The sequence below is a fragment of the Streptomyces sp. ISL-94 genome (assembly GCF_018614075.1).
In the GTDB taxonomy this organism is placed as follows: Bacteria; Actinomycetota; Actinomycetes; order Streptomycetales; family Streptomycetaceae; genus Streptomyces.
Genome location: NZ_JAGGOZ010000053.1, coordinates 1 through 18125 on the forward strand (window position 1 = coordinate 1; position 18125 = coordinate 18125).

Annotated in this window: 17 protein-coding genes and 1 pseudogene; 10 read left to right on the plus strand and 8 right to left on the minus strand. The window is 71.2% G+C overall.

The window, feature by feature from the left end; genetic code table 11:
• Positions 1–15 precede the first annotated feature (15 nt).
• Positions 16–714, minus strand: a complete 699-nt coding sequence (locus J7E94_RS17855; RefSeq protein WP_308345230.1) for a restriction endonuclease — start codon at positions 712–714, stop codon at positions 16–18.
• Positions 715–1665: 951 nt separating this feature from the next.
• Here J7E94_RS17855 and J7E94_RS17860 point away from each other — a divergent pair.
• From J7E94_RS17860 to J7E94_RS17880, 5 genes are read left to right on the plus strand one after another with little or no spacing between them, the layout of a single operon-like run.
• The gene (locus J7E94_RS17860; protein WP_251056837.1) at positions 1666–3141 is read left to right on the plus strand and encodes a sensor histidine kinase KdpD; all 1476 of its coding nucleotides are present in this window, start codon (positions 1666–1668) and stop codon (positions 3139–3141) included.
• Positions 3142–3165: 24 nt separating this feature from the next.
• On the plus strand, positions 3166–3552 hold the full coding sequence (locus J7E94_RS17865) for a roadblock/LC7 domain-containing protein (RefSeq protein WP_374224460.1): 387 nt from the start codon (positions 3166–3168) through the stop codon (positions 3550–3552).
• Positions 3549–3908, plus strand: a complete 360-nt coding sequence (locus J7E94_RS17870; protein ID WP_215016513.1) for a DUF742 domain-containing protein — start codon at positions 3549–3551, stop codon at positions 3906–3908. Before J7E94_RS17865 ends, J7E94_RS17870 begins: the two co-directional genes overlap by 4 nt.
• Entirely contained in the window at positions 3889–4509 is a 621-nt protein-coding gene (locus tag J7E94_RS17875; protein WP_215016515.1) for an ATP/GTP-binding protein, read from the plus strand. The genes J7E94_RS17870 and J7E94_RS17875 overlap by 20 nt, the downstream gene beginning before the upstream one ends.
• The gene (locus J7E94_RS17880; RefSeq protein WP_308345233.1) at positions 4506–5897 is read left to right on the plus strand and encodes a cytochrome P450; all 1392 of its coding nucleotides are present in this window, start codon (positions 4506–4508) and stop codon (positions 5895–5897) included. The genes J7E94_RS17875 and J7E94_RS17880 overlap by 4 nt, the downstream gene beginning before the upstream one ends.
• Positions 5898–5951: 54 nt before the next feature.
• On the opposite strand, the gene J7E94_RS17885 is transcribed toward J7E94_RS17880, so the two are convergent.
• The 5 genes from J7E94_RS17885 to J7E94_RS17905 all read right to left on the minus strand — a co-directional run bounded on the left by J7E94_RS17885 (position 5952) and on the right by J7E94_RS17905 (position 11096).
• Positions 5952–7049 (minus strand): hypothetical protein, encoded by a 1098-nt coding sequence (locus tag J7E94_RS17885; RefSeq protein ID WP_251056827.1) that lies wholly within the window; start codon positions 7047–7049, stop codon positions 5952–5954.
• Entirely contained in the window at positions 7046–7963 is a 918-nt protein-coding gene (locus tag J7E94_RS17890; protein WP_215016517.1) for a cyclopropane-fatty-acyl-phospholipid synthase family protein, read from the minus strand. Before J7E94_RS17890 ends, J7E94_RS17885 begins: the two co-directional genes overlap by 4 nt.
• 494 nt (positions 7964–8457) lie before the next feature.
• A complete protein-coding gene (locus tag J7E94_RS17895; protein WP_215016619.1) occupies positions 8458–9132 on the minus strand; it encodes an MFS transporter in 675 nt (224 codons plus the stop codon).
• A gap of 89 nt (positions 9133–9221) precedes the next feature.
• Positions 9222–10718 carry a UDP-N-acetylmuramoyl-L-alanyl-D-glutamate--2,6-diaminopimelate ligase gene (locus J7E94_RS17900; RefSeq protein ID WP_215016519.1) on the minus strand — a complete coding sequence of 499 codons (1497 nt, stop codon included), beginning with the start codon at positions 10716–10718 and terminating at the stop codon, positions 9222–9224.
• Between the two features lie 222 nt (positions 10719–10940).
• Positions 10941–11096: a hypothetical protein gene (locus J7E94_RS17905; protein WP_215016521.1), complete on the minus strand. Its 156-nt coding sequence runs from the start codon at positions 11094–11096 to the stop codon at positions 10941–10943.
• Positions 11097–11638: 542 nt separating this feature from the next.
• Between J7E94_RS17905 and J7E94_RS17910 the strand changes: the two genes are divergently transcribed.
• The 4 genes from J7E94_RS17910 (at position 11639) to J7E94_RS17925 (ending at position 15462) form a co-directional block, all read left to right on the plus strand.
• Positions 11639–12232, plus strand: coding sequence for an alpha/beta hydrolase (locus J7E94_RS17910; protein WP_308345236.1), 594 nt, complete (start codon positions 11639–11641; stop codon positions 12230–12232).
• 274 nt (positions 12233–12506) lie between these two features.
• Positions 12507–12689, plus strand: coding sequence for a hypothetical protein (locus J7E94_RS17915; protein ID WP_215016523.1), 183 nt, complete (start codon positions 12507–12509; stop codon positions 12687–12689).
• 206 nt (positions 12690–12895) lie between these two features.
• The gene (locus tag J7E94_RS17920) at positions 12896–13321 is read left to right on the plus strand and encodes a hypothetical protein (RefSeq protein WP_215016525.1); all 426 of its coding nucleotides are present in this window, start codon (positions 12896–12898) and stop codon (positions 13319–13321) included.
• Between the two features lie 5 nt (positions 13322–13326).
• Positions 13327–15462, plus strand: coding sequence for a SpoIIE family protein phosphatase (locus tag J7E94_RS17925; protein WP_215016527.1), 2136 nt, complete (start codon positions 13327–13329; stop codon positions 15460–15462).
• Positions 15463–15638: 176 nt separating this feature from the next.
• Here J7E94_RS17925 and J7E94_RS34640 read toward each other — a convergent pair.
• Positions 15639–15812, minus strand: a pseudogene (locus J7E94_RS34640) (short-chain dehydrogenase/reductase); the annotation flags it as partial.
• Positions 15813–15877: 65 nt separating this feature from the next.
• Complete coding sequence (locus J7E94_RS17930; protein ID WP_251056829.1) at positions 15878–17104, minus strand: sugar MFS transporter; 1227 nt, start codon at positions 17102–17104, stop codon at positions 15878–15880.
• Between the two features lie 171 nt (positions 17105–17275).
• Here J7E94_RS17930 and J7E94_RS17935 point away from each other — a divergent pair, with 171 nt between their 5' ends.
• The gene (locus J7E94_RS17935) at positions 17276–18043 is read left to right on the plus strand and encodes a DeoR/GlpR family DNA-binding transcription regulator (RefSeq protein WP_215016531.1); all 768 of its coding nucleotides are present in this window, start codon (positions 17276–17278) and stop codon (positions 18041–18043) included.
• Positions 18044–18125 lie beyond the last annotated feature (82 nt).

An 18125-nucleotide genomic window follows, 5' to 3' on the forward strand; every position in this document is an offset into this window, starting at 1 on the left:
TTCAGGCGCAGCACACTAGGCGCCGGCGCCCGTCACCCCTTCCGCCCCTGCCTCCGCACGCGCCGGTGCGGCGGCCTCCCACGGAGGCGGCGTCCGCGACTCCGTCCACGCTGCGAGGGCGTCGCCGTCGACGCAGGCGATGCCGCAGGCGGCGGCGTACTCCGCGGCCGGAGCGGTGAAGGCGCTGGTGGTCACGACGACGGCCACATCGGCCTCGTGGACGGCGAAACAAGTGCCGCCGAAGCGTTGGAGGTCCTGCGAACCGACCCGGTTGCCCTCGCCGTAGTGCTTGCACTGGATGACCACGCGCAGGCCCTCCGCCGTCGTGGCGATCACATCGGCCCCCAAATCTCCCGCTCCGCCCACCACTTCCACCTGGGGGCAGCCGTCCCGGGCGCACAACGCCGCGACCGTGTGCTCGAAGCCGTCGGCGTCCACCGCCGTATGGTCCAGGGCGTCGGAGCTCACCTCGGGCAGGCCGGCCGCCACCGGCACGGCCTGCGGCCCGGCCGTCGGCGGAGAGCAGCGGGACGGCGCGCCAAGCCCCACCGGCCCGCCCGGCCCGCGCGAGCCCGGTCCACGCGCGGGGGAGCGGCGTGGGCCGGGTGCCACACTCCACCGCGCCAGCGCCACCCCGGCAGCGAGGACGGCGGTCGTGACGATCGGCATCACCGGTATGCCGCCGCCCGCGACCGCGGCCGTCCTGACGAACACGGCCAACCCACCCAGGCAGATCCCCACCAGCCCCACCGCCAACACGACGTCACGCCCCACCGACGCCGCGCCGTCGCCTCCCTCGCGCCGTCGCCGTCGCCCTCGCGACACCGTCATCCAGGCCCCCTCCTCACCCTTCACGAGGCTCGCCCCCTCGGCGCGGCGCCCCTCACCACCCGAAACGACTGATCACCGCCCAGGCGGTGGCGGACCCGGGACGTCTCCCCTCGTCTGAACTGGATCTCCGGATCCAAACGGGCCCGGCACACCGGAACTTCCCCGGCCGCGCCGAGTCCGGTCCCGGCCACGCCCGGCACATCATGGGGCCTGTCGTGGCAACCAGATCCTCATGATGCGAGAGGGCGTCCGGCCGCGCTCTCGCATCATGAGGATCTGGCCGTTGCGGCAGCGGCGGCTGGGCAGTCCAAGTTCCCCCGCCTGCAAGCCGATTACCTTCGAGGGTGTTCGGATGATCATTCTGCTGCCCGGGGAGAGCCGTGCTCTCGTCGGACCGTGGCCCCCTCTGCACGGGCCGGGGCGGCAACCGGCCGTGCGCCCGTGGGGCGAACGTATCCATCCGGACGCCGCCATGCGGCATAGCGCATTTGTGTCCGGGACGCCATTTCCGAACGAGAGAGATGCGGCCGGAACTGATCGGAACGTCAGTGCGATTCCCTCGCGGTGAACGGCCCCACAGATCGTCGACCTCCCCCTACACCGCCGCTCGCGGCGGACGGGCTCCCGGCGGTGCCGTTATGCGGCACTTTCAATGGCGCATAACGGTTCCCCCGGTCCGATGAACTCCAACGAAAGTACACATGCGGGCAGTTGGCCGTCGTTATGCTCCCGCCCACCGGTCAGAAGATCCCCCTTTTCGATAGTTCGAGGACGCCGATGGAGCAAAAAGACATTCCCCCCGAAACCGCCCGCCTGGAGGAGGGGACAAGCGTGATGCTGCCCGCGATCGCGGTCGTGTCCATCGCCTGCCTGCTCGGAGCGCTTGCTTCCTCCTCGGGACCGGTCGGCTCCGTCCTGATCGCCGTCGGCGCCGCGTGCACCGCCGCGGTGGTCGTCGAAGCGCGACGGCGGGGTCGCGCGCTCGCCGCCCGGCGTGCCGAGGTCGCGGCTCTCCAGCACGCCCTGTCCCGGCAGGAAGCCGAAGCGGTCCGCCTGTCCGCGGTGGTGTTGCCCGAGGCCATCGAGCGACTGCGCAAGGGCGAGGTGGCCGAGGAGGTGTTGACCTCCCTGGGAGGCCGTGGCGGACAGGGCAACCGCTGGGGTGACGACTCGGCTCTGACCCCGCGTTTCAGAGCCGCCCTGCAGGCCGTGCTGGCCCACGTCATCGACGCGGTCGACAACGAGGAGAGCCTTCGCGACTCGGCGCAGCGGGCCTTCGTGAACATCGCCCGCCGCGTGCAGGCGATCGTCCATCAACAAGCCCATGAGATGCGCGAGATGGAGGACCGGCACGGCCGCAACCCGGACGTGTTCGGCGACCTCCTGCGGCTGGACCACGGCACCGCCCTGATCGGCAGGCTCGCCGACTCCATCTCGGTCCTCGGCGGTGCGCGCCCCGGCCGCCAGTGGAGCAGGGCCGTCCCCCTGTACAGCGTGATGCGCGGCGCGATGTCGAGGATCATCGACTACCAGCGGGTGGAGCTTCACTCGGTCTCCGAGGTCGCCGTCGTCGGCCCGATCGTGGAGCCGCTGATCCACACGCTGGCGGAGCTGCTGGACAACGCCACCCGGTACTCGCCGCCGCACACCCGGGTGCATCTCACGGCCGCCGAGGTGCAGTCGGGCATCGCCGTCGAGATCGAGGACGGCGGCCTGAGCATGAGCGAGGAAGCCCGCGGACGTGCCGAGAAGATGTTCGCCCGGGCGCAGTCCGGCATCGACCTCAACGACCTGGGCGAGACGCCGAGGCTGGGCCTGGCGGTGGTCGGCCGGCTGGCGCAGGCTTACGGGTTCCAGGTGTCCCTGCGCTCTTCCGCGTACGGCGGCGTCCGGGCTGTGGTCATCGTGCCGCAGCACCTGATCACCACGGCGTCCTCGGCGACCGGTCTCGCCCACGGCATCGGTTCCTCCTCGGGGCCCAGGGCCGTGGTCGCCGCACGGCGCGAGCACCCCCTCGACCGCTCGTCGGCCCCCGTGTCCGCGCCCCGGCCGGTACCGGCCCCGGCGCACCGGCCGGAGCCCGTCACCAGCGGGCCGGTCACCGCACGTACCGCCACCGGCCTGCCGCAGCGACGCCGCAAGGACCGGGCCACCACCTCCGACGCCCGGCCTGCCGCGGGGCCGCAGTCGGCAGACGACTGCGGCCCCGGAATGTGGCTGGAGGCGTTCCACAGCGGACTGTCCGGCGCGCCCGGCCACGATGCGCAGGGCGCCCAGGACGCGTCGGGTACAGCGACCAAAGGGGCGTAAGCAATGATGACTCAGCGAAGCAGTATGGACTGGATGCTCAAGGACCTGGCCGCCGGAGTGCCGCAGACGCGGCACGTGATCGTACTGTCCGCGGACGGGCTCTGCGTGGCGCAGTACGGAGCCGAGACCGACACGGCCGACCGCCTGGCCGCCGCCTGTGCGGGCCTGCAGAGCCTCGCTGGAGCGGTGGCCGCGGAACTGCCCCACTCGGAGGGCAGAATGCGCCTGGTCGTGATCGAGATGGACGGCGGGTTCTTCTACCTGATGGCCGCCGGCGACGGCTCCTATCTCGCGGTCCTCGCCGACGAGGGCGTCGATGCGGGCCTGATGGGGGCGCAGATGCGCAACCTGGTGACCCGAATGGGGGAGCACCTGAGCAGCCCGCCCCGACATGACGGGCATCCCGCGTGAATGAGCCGCCCACAAGCTGGGAGGACAGCAGTCCAGAACGGCTCTACGTCATCACCGGCGGACGCAGCGGACCCTCCACCGCCGTCCACCTGGACCTTGTGACCCTGGTCGTGGCCAAGGCGCCCGCCCGGCCCGAGATGCAGCCCGAGCAGGCGGCCATCCTGCGGATGTGCCAGTCACCGCTGTCGGTGGCCGAGATCGCCGCGTACGTCGGCCTGCCCGTCAGCGTCGTCACCGTGCTGGTCGGAGACCTGATGGCCGGGCAGCGCGTGCAGGTCCGTCCGCCCGTTCCCGCCGCGCAGCTACCCGACCTTGCTCTGATCGAGGCAGTGATCGATGGACTTCAGAAGCTCTGAGGCGCCCGCCGGGCCCCGCGACGCGGACGTACTCCCGCAGACGGCCGCGGCCGCCGTGAAGGTCGTCATCGTCGGCGGTTTCGGCGTGGGCAAGACGACGATGGTCGGTGCGGTCAGCGAGATCAAGCCGCTGACGACCGAGGAGACGATGACCAGGGCCGGCGTCGGCGTCGACGACACCCGGGGCGTGGCCCGCAAGATCACCACCACGGTGGCCATGGACTTCGGCCGCATCAGCGTCAACGACGAACTGGTGCTGTACCTGTTCGGAACACCCGGCCAGGAGCGCTTCTGGTTCCTGTGGCGCGGCCTCTTCGAGGGCGCGCTCGGAGCGGTCGTACTCCTCGACACCCGTCGGCTGGAGATCAGCTTCGATGTCATCGGACGGCTGGAGGAGCGGGGCGTCCCCTTCGTCGTGGCCGTCAACTCCTTCCCCGACGCGCCCGAGCATCCGCTGGAGGACCTGCGCCAAGCCCTCGATCTGCCCCCCACCGTCCCGATCCTCGTCTGCGATGCCAGACGACGGGACTCGTCCCGCGACGTCCTGCTGACCCTCATGCGCTACCTGCACTCCCAGGCAGCCACCCAGGAGGCAATGTGAGTACCCCTCCCACCCCACCGCCCGAGTGCCCCGCCCACGCGGCGGCAACGGCGGGCGGCTTGTACCGTCTCCACGGAACGGAGGCCCAAGCCGACCCCCTTGCGCTGTACGAGAAGCTGCGGGCCGAGTACGGGCCGGTGGCCCCCGTGCTGGTGAGCGGGGACCTCCCCGCATGGCTGGTCCTCGGCCACCGGGAGAACCTGGACGTGGCGCGCACGCCGTCGCGCTTCGCCCGCGACCCCCGGGGCTGGCGCGACATGAGAGAAGGCCGCGTACCGGCGGACACCCCGCTGGGCCCCATGGTTTCGTGGGTGCCAGTGTGCAATTTCACCGACGGGCCCGTCCACGAGCGGCTGCGCGCAGCCGTAGTGGAGTCCCTGGAGCGCTTCGACAAGCGCGGCATCCGCCGCTACGTGACCCGCTTCGCCAACCAGCTCGTCGACCAGATCGCAGGCGAGGGGTACGCCGACCTGGTGTCCGCCTTCTCCGACCAGCTCCCCATGCTGGTCATGACGCAGCTCATCGGGGCACCCGACGAACACGGACCCCGGCTGGTCAACGCAGCACGCGACATGCTCCAGGGAACCGAGACGGCCCTCCAGAGCGACCGCTACGTCACCGCGACGCTGGAACAGCTGGTCGTGGAGCGCAAAACCAAGCCCGCCCGCGACCTTGCCTCCTGGCTGATCGAGCACCCTGCGAACCTGAGCGACACCGAAGTACTGATGCACCTGCGCGTCGTGCTGATCGCGGCCTACGAGACCACCGCCAACCTGATCGCCAACACGCTGCGGACCGTACTGACCGACCCGCGCTTCCGGGCCAGCCTCTCCGGAGGCCACATGACCCTGCCCGACGCCCTGGAGCAGGTCCTGTGGGACGATCCGCCGATCAACACGATCATCGGGCGCTGGGCCACCGGAGACACCCTCCTCGGCGGCCAGCAGGTGAAGGCCGGCGACATGATCCTGCTCGGTCTGGCCGCGGGCAACGCCGACCCGCAGATCCGGCCGGACCCCCACGCCTCCGTCCACGGCAACCGCTCCCACCTGGCCTTCAGCAGCGGGCCGCACGAGTGCCCGGGCCAGGACATCGGCCGGGCCATCGCGGACACCGGCATCGAGGTGCTGCTGGACCGGCTGCCCGATCTCCAGCTGGCCGTCGACGCGAGCGAGCTCCAGTGGCGTGGCACTCTCATGTCACGCCACCTCCTGTCCCTGCCGGTACGGTTCGCCCCGCGCTCCGTGGCGAACGCGCAACCCCAGTCCGAGCAGCCGACCGGGCACCCCGCGCACGCGCTGATCCCGCCGCAGCCGACGGCAGCGCCCGCGGTCGCCGGCCACCGCCGCCGCGTCAGCTGGTGGCGCCGGCTGCTCGGCCGCCGCTGAGCCGGCCCTTCGAGCCAGGGGCCCGGCCGCACCGGCCGGGCCCCAGGCCATCGCTCAACCGCGTACCCGCTGCCACCAGGATGCGAGAGCCGGAATCTCCGGCGGCTCGATGCCGGCGACGCTGGGGGCATCGGCGAACCGGACCTCGAACCGGGCCTCCGCGAGGGGTAGTTCGTACCGGTTGCGCGGACTCGCGTACCGGGGTGCCCGGGTCTGCCACGCGATCGAGCCGGCCACGTAGTGGCAGAGCGCCGCCAGGTGGCGGCGCAGTTCCTCGTCCGCGCCGTCCTCCACCTGCGCCCGCAGCCGGGTGAACAGAACCATCACCCGGTCACGCAGCGCCACGGCGAGCGGCACCGCCTCGGCGGGGGAACAGTTCTCGTGATGGGCGAGGACATTGATGAGGTTCACCTCGCGCGGCTCCAGGTGGTCGTCCTTGTCGTAGGAGAACAGGTCGTTGTCCGCGCTGACGATGAAACCCGCTGCATCCGTCAACGCTGTGAGGGTGGGGGAGTGGAGCACGTCCGGCGGCAGCCGGTCCGCGCGTGCGACATCAGACCAGGTCAGTGAGAACCGCGTACCGTTCGCCAGCGGCCCCATGGCGACGAAGTCGTTCAGCCCCGGCATGATCCCCGCTTCGGCCTGGGCAGCCCGCCAGGCCGCCCCGAGCAGCCAGTCCCGTGTCCCCTCGACGAACCTGCGGAGCTCGTGCGGGGTGAGCATGGCCTGGGTGCGGCGCACCAGGTCCACCAGAGCGCGGGTCATGGGCCCGTCGGGCAGTACGCCGGCCCCGGGGTCCTCGATGGTCCGCAGCAGTCGTACCCCGTGTTCGACGACGGCCCCCGTCCCCACCTCGTCGGAACCCGAATCCTGCCAGTCGTCCACGGCGTTGGCCCAGTAGTTCCACTCGGTGAACAACAGGAGGGCATCCACATCTCCGTCGGGGATGATGCGGCAGGAGAAGTCGGCGCTGTGGGTGGCGAGACCCCACGCGCGCTCGACCGGATCGGGGTACAGGCCGAAGGCGTCCAGCCACTCGACGGCCCGGGCCTCCACCTGCTTCGCCTCGGGATGGACGAGGTCGCGCTCCAGGGGGCAGTAGAAGGACGGCAGGCGCGCACCAAGGAGCGAGGGGCGTGGCGACGCGGTCATCGGCCGCCACCGATCCGGAAGCGCAGCAGCCGCGTCTCCACCGCGTGGTCACGCCAGAGCCGGAAGAACCTGCTGTGCGCGATCGTCGACTGCTCGAGCCGCTCGCGGGTCCAGGCGCCGGGTTTGACACCGGCGCCCGCTCGGAGCCGGTCGAGTTCGGCGGTGTTCCATGCCATGGACTGCACCCAGAACTCGGTCACCGAGTCCGTCACGTCCTCGTCCTGCACCAGCTCGAAGCCGGCCGCCTCCGCCGCGGCCAAGTATTCCCCGCGCCGTCCCAACCGGGTTCTGTAGTAGTCGTCCATGAACTCACGCCATTCGGAGCGGCCCACGAAATGCTCCTGGATCCCGAACCATCCGCCGGGCTCCAGCGCCTTGGCGACGACCTCGAAGAGACGGGTCCGGTCGGTGTAGCCGCTGCTCTCGTTGGCGTAGACGGCGTCGTACGCACGGGTCTCGTCCAGGTCGTGCACATCCGCGAGCAAGGGCTTCACCCGGCCCCTGACTCCTGCGTGTCCGGCGAAGTGCCGCACGATCGGGACGTGTTCCTCTGCCACGGTGAGGCTGGTGACCGACGCCCCGAGTTGCTGTGCCCAGTACAGCGACGTGCCGCCCAGACCACAGCCGATGTCCAGCAGCCGCCGGGGAGGCGCCTCGTACGCGCCCCACGAACGGGCCGCGTGCTCGACTATCCGCTCCTGCGCGTCGAACAGGCGCCGTTTCAGGATGCTTTGGGAGACGGTGGTGTCGGGGGGGCCGTCGGAGTACAGCCCCACGTGGAAGTGCACGCGGGGTCCCGGGCCGTACTTCTGGAGGATCTCCTGGGTCTTGCGGCTGTAGTAGAGCCGGACCGGATCGTCCGCGGCTCGGCCCTGGCCGCTGCCTAAGGACGATACGAAGGGTGTAGTGCGCATGGGGCGTCCGCCCTTTCGTGGGTAGGGCTGGCCTCCGGGACACACTGGCGCCGCTCTCACCGCGTCCCGACCGGTCCACTGTTGAAGCATGGATCATCGTGGCACTTCGCGGGTCCTACGTCAGCCCACTGGAGCAGTACGGAGCAGCATCGGTTCACATACCCCCCGAGCTGTTGTGGGCGGCTGCGGCTGAAGCCGGTGGTGCCCGAGTTCCACGTCCCGCCTCTCGAGCCGGGCAACGCGATCAGCAGGTTCCGGATGAACACCTCGGCAGGGTCCGGGCAGCGTCGTTGCCGACCCGGGCTGGTGGACGGCTCGCAGGTATGCGGGTCGGAGTGCATTGGAGCGCCTTGGTGGTTGTCGCCCACTGCATCCGGCTGTGGCCCGGAAGCCGCGGTGGAGTCATCGCGACGGGATGCAGGCGTCCGGCGGATCCGCCGCTTCGGCAGCGCGAACCAGATGGGCCTCAGGGTGCGTTCGCGGGCGTCTGGCCTTCAGTGGGAAGTGCCGGTGGCTTCGCCGTGGCCCTGGGGGGGCGGACCAGGAAGAGCAACGCGACTGCGGCCAAGGCGAGGGCGACAAGCATGATGGAGGCCATCGGCAGGGAGCTGTTCTCGCCGGAGAGGCCGACCAGCGGGGAGGCGATCGCGCCGCCGTCCCATGGCGCGGAACGTACCGGACGGCCCGCCCTTGTGGCGGCGCTCCGGCGGAAGGGACTCGGGCACTTTGGCGAGTACGCCCAGCAGCAGGACGCCGATAAGGCAGAGCACCGCGAAGACGGCCCGCCAGGTGGAGGCGGCCAGGATCGCGCCGCCGAGGACGGGTGCGGCGACGGGGGCCACGCCGACGATCTGGGCGAGCACCGCGAAGTAGCGGGGAATGTCCGGCCCGTGGAACAGGTCGGTTATCACGGCGCGGGCGAGGACCACGCCGACGGCCCCGGCCACGCCCTGCAGGAAGCGCGCGGCGATCAGCACGTTGACGTGGGGCGCCATGGCGCAGGCCAGCGTGAAGAAGATGTACCCGGCGGATCCGCCGATCAGCAGTCGGCGCCGGCCGAGCCTGCCACATCGGGCCCGTCCGCGCAGGGCTGTTGGCGCACCCCGTGACGACGGGCCGACGAGCGCGGGTCCCCGCGTCCGGGGCCCCGCTTCCCCCTCACGGGGCAGTGAGGAAACCCGCCGGCACGGCGGCCTCCACCCTCTCGGATCCGTGTCCTGCGCCCATCAGGGAGGCCCGGAGGGCAGAGATTCCGAGTTTACGGGAGCTGGCGGGAGGCCAGGTCGCGGACGGTTGCCATGTCGCTGAAGGGGAGCAGGTCCTCGCCCACGATCTGGTGCGGTTCGCTGCCCTTTCCGGCGATCAGGACGATGTCTTCGGGCTGAGCCGCGGACAGTGCGAGGGCGATGGCCCGGCGGCGGTCGGCGGAGCGTTCGTACGGTGTGCCGGTGGCCTCGATGCCGGGGACGATCTGGTCCAGGATCGCCTCGGGATTTTCGGTGCGCGGGTTGTCCGAGGTCAGGACGCACAGGTCGGAGTGGGTGCCGGCGATGCGGCCCATTTCGGCGCGCTTGGTGGTGTCGCGGTCCCCGCCGCAGCCGAAGACGGTGATGACCCGGCCCCGGGCGAAGCCGCGGATGGCCGTGAGGACCTTGTCGAGGGAGTCGGGCGAGTGCGCGTAGTCCACGATCACGGACGTGCCGGCGGGGGTCACGAAGCGCTCGAACCGGCCCGGTACGGGCGGCATCTGGGCGAGCGCGGCGACCAGTCCGTCCAGGTCGTGCCCCAGTACGCGGCAGGCCGCGACGGCCGCCAGCGCGTTGGACACGGAGAAGCGGCCCGGGACGGGGATCGCCGCCGGGTACGCCAGGCCGGCGTGGTGCAGCGTGAACCGTGTGCCCGAGGCGTCCGCGATCAGGTCCGTGGCCCGGAAGTCCGCCTCCTCGTCGAGGCCGTAGGTTGTCACCGCGCCCGGCATCATCGCGCGGATGCCGGCTCCCACGGCGTCGTCCACGTTGACCACCGCGTGCCGGCACAGTCCCTGGAACAGCCGGAGTTTGGCGTCCGTGTAGTGGGCCATCGTGCCGTGGTCGTCCAGGTGGTCCTGGGTGAGGTTGGTGAAGACGCCGACGTCGACGAAGGTGCTGTCCATGCGGTACGTCTGCAGGGCCATCGAGGTGGCCTCCAGCACCACGCTGCCGGTGCCCTGGTCCCGCATGCGGCCCAGGAGGTACTGCAGGTCGGGCGATTCCGGTGTGGTCAGCACCGAGGGCGGCATCGGGATCACCTCGTCGCCGATCCGGCTGCCCGCCGTACCGATCACGCCCACCGAGGCGCCCTCGGAGATTCTCAGCAGCGACTCGACCATGTAGGAGATGGAGGTTTTCCCGTTGGTCCCGGTGACGGCAACCAGGTCCATGTGCCGGCCCGGCTCGCCGAAATAGCGGGAGGAGACGACCGCGGCCGCCTTGCGGGTATCGGGCACCCGTACGACGCACACCGCGGGCAGCAGCTCCCGTCCGGGGGGCGCGGCGGCGGCTCCCGCCGCGTCGACGAGCACGGCGACCGCCCCGCGCGCGAGCGCCGCACCGATGGAGGCGGGGCCGCCGCCGCGGTGGCCGGGCACGGCGATGAAGAGCGAGCCCGGCACCACCCGGTCGACGTCGAAGGTGGTGCCTGCGGTGATCCCCGTCGATTCGGTGTCGCCTTGGATGACGTGGTGCTCATGGCCGGTCAACAACCCGCTCAACTTCACGGTGGTCCCTTCGGAGACGGCTACGGCCCGGCGTGCGGCCCTCGCCTGGCGGCAGCGCCGACGGAGCGTCGGGACTGCGGTGGTGGGGTGGGAAGGGCGATGCGTCGCCCGCGAGGCGGCGGGGGCCGGTCGGGGCGCGGTGATCAGGCCGGGCTGCCGGGGCGGGGCCCGTCGCGAAGGTGGTGCGGCGGGAGGGAGTGGCCCGGGCGCGGTGGGGAAGCGCTAGCCGTGGCCGTGCACGACGCCGCGGCCGACCGTGGGGGCCTGGCCGTCGGCGGCGGTCCGGGGGCTCACGCCCGTCCGGCCCGCGGAGGCCGCGCGCGCGTCAGGGGCGGCCTGCGGCAGGCACTCTCCCGTGACGCGTCGTGTGCGGTTCATGGACCGAGTGTACGTGCGCTCGCGTGCCCTGTACGCCGGGTCGGCCCGTCGGTCGCGGAGGACCACCGCTGCGGGCGGCGTCCGGTCACAGCACCAGGGTCTTACTGTCCGATGCCGAATGAAGCTCGCCCGTCCTCTGCTGTCTGGTTCGTTGCCTGCCCACACGCGACCGGACGACCGGGTGATCTTAGGGGATCGTGGGATGTACCGGGCGGGGGTGGTGGGCGGTCTGGCAGCATTCGTCTGGCCTGCAACGCCTTCGGTCGTCCACCCGGGCTGCTACGCCGTTGGGGCGAAGCCTCAGTCGACGGGATTCCGGGCTCGGCCGGGAGGGGGAGAACCACCGCTGTGACAGGTCATGCAGCAGGACGCGTAGTTCCGTACGAGGTACAGGGCAGCGGGCCCGAAAGGGTCCTCGCACTGCACCACTGGCTCAGTGACAGGTCGAGTTTCGACCAACTACGGCGACACCTGAACGGGGACGTGTTCAGTTACGCGTTCATGGACTGCCGTGGGTACGGCGCGGCAATGGAGACCCCCGGATGTACACCATGGAGGAAGTCGCGGCGGACGCCCTCGCCGTGGCCGACGACCTCGGCTGGGACACCTTTTCGGTCATCGGCCACTCCATGGGCGGCAAGGCGGCCCAGCTGATGCTGCTGGACGCCCCCTCGCGGGTCCGCTCGATCATCGGCATCTCGCCGGTGCCCGCGTCCGGGTTCCCGCTCGAAGGGGAGATGTGGGAGCTGTTCGTCGGGGCCGTGGAGGAGTCCGGCAACCGCAGGACGATCTTCGACGTCACCACCGGCAGTCGGCACGACGATGCGTGGCTGGACGCCAGAGTGAGCGGCTCGGAGCGCTCTTCGCCGGCGGCCCTGCGCTCGTACCTCGATTCCTGGACGCGCGGCTCCGACATCCACGATCGGGTTGAGGGAAACCCGACCCCCGTGCTTGTCGTGGCCGGTGCGAACGACCCGGCGATGGGTCCCGACACCATGCGGTCCACCTGGCTGCAGTGGTATCCGAACGCCCAGCTCGAGGTCTTCGACGACGCGGGCCACTTCGCCCCGGACGAGAGCCCGGAGGCCCTGGCGACGGTGGTCGAGAGGTTCCTCGGCGGCTTGGGTCTTCCGTAAAATGATCTTGAGTGGTGAATCATGGTTCGGCAAGGCCAAGGAGGGCTCCCCGCCCAAGCGCCCGCACGGCGCTGACCGTTTGGGGCTGGGCCTCCGACATCCTGGATGAGTGGTTCACCGAGGTACGGCCGCCATTCGGGACAGAAGGAAACCCGGCCGCCCGGCCCTCCGAGCGCGGACTGTGGATCGGCTGCCAGCGCCTCAACTCCCGGTTCATCACCTATACCGCCAGGCCCGGGCCCAGGCCTTGGACGAAGGGCTGGACTTCCACTCCTTGCGCAGGTCTTACGTCACCCACCTGATCGAGGCCGGCTGGGACCCCGCGCTTCGTCCGGGAGCAGGTCGGTCACGACCACGCAAGCACGAGCACTACGGCCGCGGCACCCCCACCGTCACGCTCGCCGCACACCTCGCCTACGGCACCATCGGCGGAGGGTTCCTCGCATGGCCCGAGTGAGGGAGCCCTTGGCCGGCGCTGCTCCAGAGAGCCGGCCCCGAAACGCGGAGATCCGCAGCGAGCAGCCATGACCAATGCCGGCGCCAAGGGCTGTAGCGATGTTCCCCACGGCAGGGGTAGATCGCTCTGGCGGCTCCTACCGTGCGGGTGCGGGTGCGGGTGCGGAGCAGGGTGCCGTCACAGTATGGCGGGCGTATTGTCCGTGTATGGGTGACGTGCGGTGTGACTCGTGCGGTGCGCGGCTGCCCGGTCCGGCGATGGCCCGCAGGCGCCGGTACTGCCGGCCGGCGCACCGGCAGGCGGCCTGGCGGGCCCGGTGTCGTTGGCGGGAGGCGGCGCCCGCGCGCGCAGGGATGACCGAGGCCGGCGAGGTTCTGCTGCTGCACGTCAAAAGCGTCGCGCGGCTTTCCCTGGAGCCGCCTTCGCCGCGTTCGCCCGCGGGCTGGAACTGCGCTGCCGTGGCGCGGGTTCCCGACCTGGCCGGGCAGCTCGTCCAGGCAGCGGTGCTGGCGGACCGGCGGGCAGGGGCGAGCTGGGCGCAGATCGGTGCGGGGCTGGGCATCAGCGCCGAGGCGGCCCGCAGCCGCTTCGGGCGCACCCGCAGCGCCAGTCCTGCCGACGGCGGCGGGTGACAGGCATGCAGCGCCCTGCTGCCCCGGGAAGCGTTGCCGGCCCCGGGGAGGGGTTGCCGGACGCAGTCCTGGCCGACGTGGTGCGGAACACCGGTGCATCGGTGGGCCTGGTGTATCTGCTGCCGCCGGGGGAGCGGGTGCTGCGGCTGGTCCTGGCTTCCGGGGTGTCCCGGCAGATCGTCGCTCCCTGGGCCCGCGTTCCCGTGGACGCCGCGATTCCGGTGGCGGATGCCATGCGCCGGCGGCGCCTGGTCTGGCTGGGCAGCCAGGAGGAGATCGCCCGCCGCTATCCGCGGCTCGGCCTCGTCCTGCCGTACGACTTCATGCTCGCCGCAGCCCCGATCGCCGGCGCTGACACGGTGTGGGGCGGCATCGTGCTGCTGTGGCCCGTCTGGCACCCGGCGCAGCTCACTGCGGCCGAGCAGGAGACGATCGCCGCCTGCTGTCGGCGCACTGCAGCGCTCCTGCAACACGCTGCCGACAGCGGCCGTCCGCTGGGGCCCGCCGACGAACCCCGCCTGCTGCCTGCGCTGTACCCCCACGAGGCCGACCCGGCCCAGGCCATGGCCGCTCTGGGTTTCGCCGAGCGGCTGCCCGTGGGCTGCTGCGCGCTCGACCTGGACGGCCGGCTCACCTTCATCAACCCCGCAGGCGCCGAACTGGTCGGTGCCAGTGCCGCGTCCCTGCTGGGCAAACGCCCATGGGAGGTACTTTTGTGGCTGTACGACCCGGTGTTTGAAGACCGCTACCGGGAGGCGGTGGTCTCCCGGCAGCCCACCTCCTTCACCGCCAGGCGCCCACCCGACACCCGGCTGTCCTTCCAGCTCTACCCGGACGACAGCGGCATCAGCGTCCACATCACCCCCGCCGCCGGGGATCCGACCGCCACGGAGACGGGGGCAGCGGCCCCGTCCCCAGCCGGGCTCGTCGGCGCGACGGCGCTCTACCACCTGATGCACCTTGCCACCGCCCTCGCCGAGGCAGCCGGGGTGCAGGACGTGGTCGAGCTGGCTGCCGACCAGATCGTGCCGGGCTTCGGCCCGAAGGCCCTGGCCCTGTTGACCGTGGAAGACGGACGGCTGCGGGTCACCGGCTACCGCGGCTACAGCCCGGAACTGATGGCCCGCTTCGATGCGGTCCCGCTGAGCTCCGACACCCCCGCCGCCCATGTCATCACCACAGGTGTGGCCAGTTTCTTCGCCACCTTCGCCGACCTTGCCCTGGCCTACCCTCCGGCCGTGCGGCAGGACGAGATGGCCGCCTGGGCCTTCCTCCCCCTGATCGTCTCCGGCCGCCCGGTCGGCTCCCTGGTACTCGCCTACGACCAGCCCCACCCGTTCCCGCCCGCCGAACGGGCCATGCTCACATCGCTGGCCGGTTTGACCGCCCAAGCTCTGGACCGCGCCCGGCTCTACGACGCCAAGCACACCCTCGCCCACACCCTGCAGACCGCCCTGCTGCCCCACCTCCTGCCGCGGATCCCCGGTCTTCAAGTCGCCGCCCGCTACCGGCCGGCCGGCCACGGCATGGACATCGGCGGCGACTTCTACGACCTCATCCGCTGCACACCCACGACGGCCGTCGCCGCGATCGGCGACGTGCAAGGCCACAACACCACCGCTGCCGCCCTCATGGGACAGGTCCGCACCGCCGTCCACGCCCACGCCACCGCCGGCGCAACCCCCGGCGACATCCTCACCGGCACCAACCGCCTCCTGACCGACCTCGACCCCGGCCTGTTCGCCAGCTGCCTCATCGCCCACATCGACCTCACGACACAGCGGGCGCTTCTCGCCACGGCCGGCCATCCCCCTGCCCTGCTCCGCCACCCGGACGGGCGGACCGACATCCTGCGCCTGTCCCCGGGGCTGCTCCTGGGCATCGACCCGGACGCCGACTACTCCACCGCCGAGATTCCGATCCCACCCGGCGCCGCCCTCGCCCTGTACACCGACGGACTCGTCGAAAGCCCCGGCACCGACATCGACGACGCCACCGCCGCGCTCGCCGGCCACCTGGCAGCGGCGGAACCGGAGGACCTCGACGCCCTCGCCGATATCCTCCTCCACCACGCCGAACAGTCCGCGCCCCGCCATGACGACATCGCCCTGCTCCTCATCCGCCCGCACGACGGACCATGAACGCAGCATCGCCTCGCATGCGAGCCACCGGGTGCCCTGGAAGCTCGCGGTCGCCTTGGCCGTCGTCCTGCGGGGCCGTACGGCCGGCTTCCCGCCTGGCTCGCCGTGACGTCGGGGGCGCTCGGCGCGGGGGAAGGCGGACCAGGACCGGTCGACCCGACTGTCGCAAAGGCACCTCAGCCTGCCAGCTTGTTGAACGTGCGGATCCGCTGCTCGAAGAGCCGCGCCGGCACGATGCGGCGCAGCATGCTGAGACGCCTCGCGAAGGGGCCGGCGGTGTAGCGCAGCTTCGGCTTGGGGGTGGTGGCTGCCGCGACGATCGCCTGGGCGACGGTGGCGGGGGCGTCGCCGCCCTTACCGCCCGGCCGCGAGGCCGGCGGCGATCATGTCCTCATGTTCCTCGTCCTTCTCAGGTTCAGGGGGCGGCGACGGCGTCCGTACGCCCGGTCTCACGGCGGCGGTCCACCCCACCAACATCGGGAGCGTTGCGCCGCAGCCACAGGCTCAGGACGCCGCACACTACGGCGAGCACGAACAGCACCAAGGGCACCGTCTTCACGTCCATCGTGTCGATGACACCGCCCAGCAGCGGGGGGAAGGCTACGCCGCCGATCATTGAGGCGGCGATCACGTAGGCACCGGCCGCGCCCACGCCGGGGACGGCGCGGTTCAGCCAGGGCAGGCAGGTCGGGAAGATCGGCGCGATCATCAGACCGACGCCGAAATACGCGTACGGGGCAAGGACCGGCACCGTCGCCAGGAGCAGGAAGCCGGCCATGCCCGCGCAGCAGACGATCAGGATCGAGGGCGCAGACCAGCGCAGGCTCAGGGGCGCGACGACGAACCGGCCCACGGTCATGGCCGCCCAGTAGGCGGACGTCGCGGTGGCGGCGGTGGCGGCGCCGTATCCGACGACTTCGAGGTGAGTGGGCTCCCAGCCGCCCACGCCGGTCTCGATGGCGACGTGCAACACGTAGATGCCGATGAACGCCGCGATGATCGGGATCACCCGCGCTCCGCCCGTCGAGGCACCCTCGGCCGCAGCCGGCCGGGGCTCGCGGGCGGCCACCCCGCCCAGGGTCAGCAGGATCAGGAGGCTGATCACGCCGATGCCGAGGAAGATCTCCGGGTAGTGGTCGGCGCCGAGCCAGCCGATCAGGCCCGGGCCGGCGATGGCGCCGAGGCCGAAGTGTCCGTTGAGCAGGTTGAGCATGGCGGTGCTGCGGTGGCCGAAGCCGACGGCGAAAAGCTGGTTCAGGCCGTAGTCGATGCCGCCGAAGCCGAGGCCGATGACGAACGTGCCGACGAGGGCCAGGACCCAGTTCGGCGAGAAGGCGAAGGCGGCTGCGCCGGCGGCCATGAGCACGTAGGAGCCGCCGAGCAGCACCCGGTTGTTCAGACGGCCCCGCTGGAGGTGGTAGACCAGCACACCCGCCAGTGCGCCGACGAAGTGGGCGCTGAGACTGAGCCCGGCCACGGCGGGGCCGATGCCGTACTCCTCCCGCAGGGCTGGGATCGCGGGTCCGTAGAGCGCCTGCAGGGCGCCGATCACCACGAACGCCACGCACGAGGCGATGATCGCAACGGTGGTGAGGAGGGGCCTGCCCGCTTCCGGCAGGTCGGGCTCACTGGTGGCGGACATCGCTCTCCTCGTGGTTCGCGGTCGAATGAACATGATCAGCGTTCGTAACAGGCGTGAAAGCCGTGCCACTTCCGCCAGATTACTCAGCGAAGATGTTCGTTTCAACAGTTTCGATGCGCGTACCGCACATGGCAGCCGCTGGCGTGCTCCGTCTGTGCTAAAAGCAGACACATGAACGTGATGGAGAGGCACAAGTTCGTCGTGGGGCTGCTCATGCAGCACAACCGCGCGACCGTGGCCGAACTGGCCCAGGCCACCGGGGCGTCCGAGATGACCATCCGGCGGGACCTGGAGGTACTGGAGTCCCGGGGGGCCCTGCGCCGGGTGCGCGGCGGCGCCGTGAGCAGCCTGCCCGGCGGCGTCGAGCCGCCCTACGCGATCCGGGCCATGTCCGGGACGCAGGCCAAGGAACGGCTGGCCCGCGCCGTGGTCGATCTGCTCACCGACGGCGAGACCGTCGCCCTGGACACCGGCACCACCGCCGTGGCCGTCGCCAAGGCCATGGTCGGCCGCCAGTTCACGGTGGCCCCTCTCTCCCTGCATGCCGCCTTCGCCCTCTCCGGGCATTCCGGCATCCAGCTGGTGATGCCCGGTGGGCAGGTACGCCCCGAGGAGCTGTCGTTTTACGGTCATGCCCCCGTGCAGACCTTCAAGGACCTGTGTTTCGACACGTTCATCCTGGGCTGCTGCGGCGTCGACCCGGTCCAGGGCGCCACCGCCTACAACCTCGAAGACGTACAGGTGAAGCGGGCCGCGGTGGCCGCGGCGCAGCGCGTGATCCTCGTGGCCACCGCCGACAAGATCGGCCGCACTGCGCTGGGCCGCATCTGCTCGATGGAGGAGATCGCCCTGGTCGTCACCGATGCCCCCGCCGGTTCTCCCGCGGTCGAAGTACTGAGGGAGCAGGGGATCGAGGTGGTCCATCCGGCGAACGGCTGAACCGCACGGCCGTGTCGGTTCGGGCCGCTCGTCTGTGCTTCACGTCGGTGTGCCCTTCCTGCATGCATGGCGCGCATCCGGG

Coding starts and splice junctions, on each gene's coding strand:
- J7E94_RS17885 (WP_251056827.1), bottom strand. CDS start 7,049: ATGACCGCGTCGCCACGCCCCTCGCTCCTTGGTGCGCGCCTGCCGTCC.
- J7E94_RS17925 (WP_215016527.1), top strand. CDS start 13,327: ATGCAGCGCCCTGCTGCCCCGGGAAGCGTTGCCGGCCCCGGGGAGGGG.
- J7E94_RS17875 (WP_215016515.1), top strand. CDS start 3,889: ATGGACTTCAGAAGCTCTGAGGCGCCCGCCGGGCCCCGCGACGCGGAC.
- J7E94_RS17905 (WP_215016521.1), bottom strand. CDS start 11,096: ATGAACCGCACACGACGCGTCACGGGAGAGTGCCTGCCGCAGGCCGCC.
- J7E94_RS17935 (WP_215016531.1), top strand. CDS start 17,276: ATGAACGTGATGGAGAGGCACAAGTTCGTCGTGGGGCTGCTCATGCAG.
- J7E94_RS17860 (WP_251056837.1), top strand. CDS start 1,666: ATGCTGCCCGCGATCGCGGTCGTGTCCATCGCCTGCCTGCTCGGAGCG.
- J7E94_RS17910 (WP_308345236.1), top strand. CDS start 11,639: ATGTACACCATGGAGGAAGTCGCGGCGGACGCCCTCGCCGTGGCCGAC.
- J7E94_RS17865 (WP_374224460.1), top strand. CDS start 3,166: ATGGACTGGATGCTCAAGGACCTGGCCGCCGGAGTGCCGCAGACGCGG.
- J7E94_RS17890 (WP_215016517.1), bottom strand. CDS start 7,963: ATGCGCACTACACCCTTCGTATCGTCCTTAGGCAGCGGCCAGGGCCGA.
- J7E94_RS17930 (WP_251056829.1), bottom strand. CDS start 17,104: ATGTCCGCCACCAGTGAGCCCGACCTGCCGGAAGCGGGCAGGCCCCTC.
- J7E94_RS17920 (WP_215016525.1), top strand. CDS start 12,896: ATGGGTGACGTGCGGTGTGACTCGTGCGGTGCGCGGCTGCCCGGTCCG.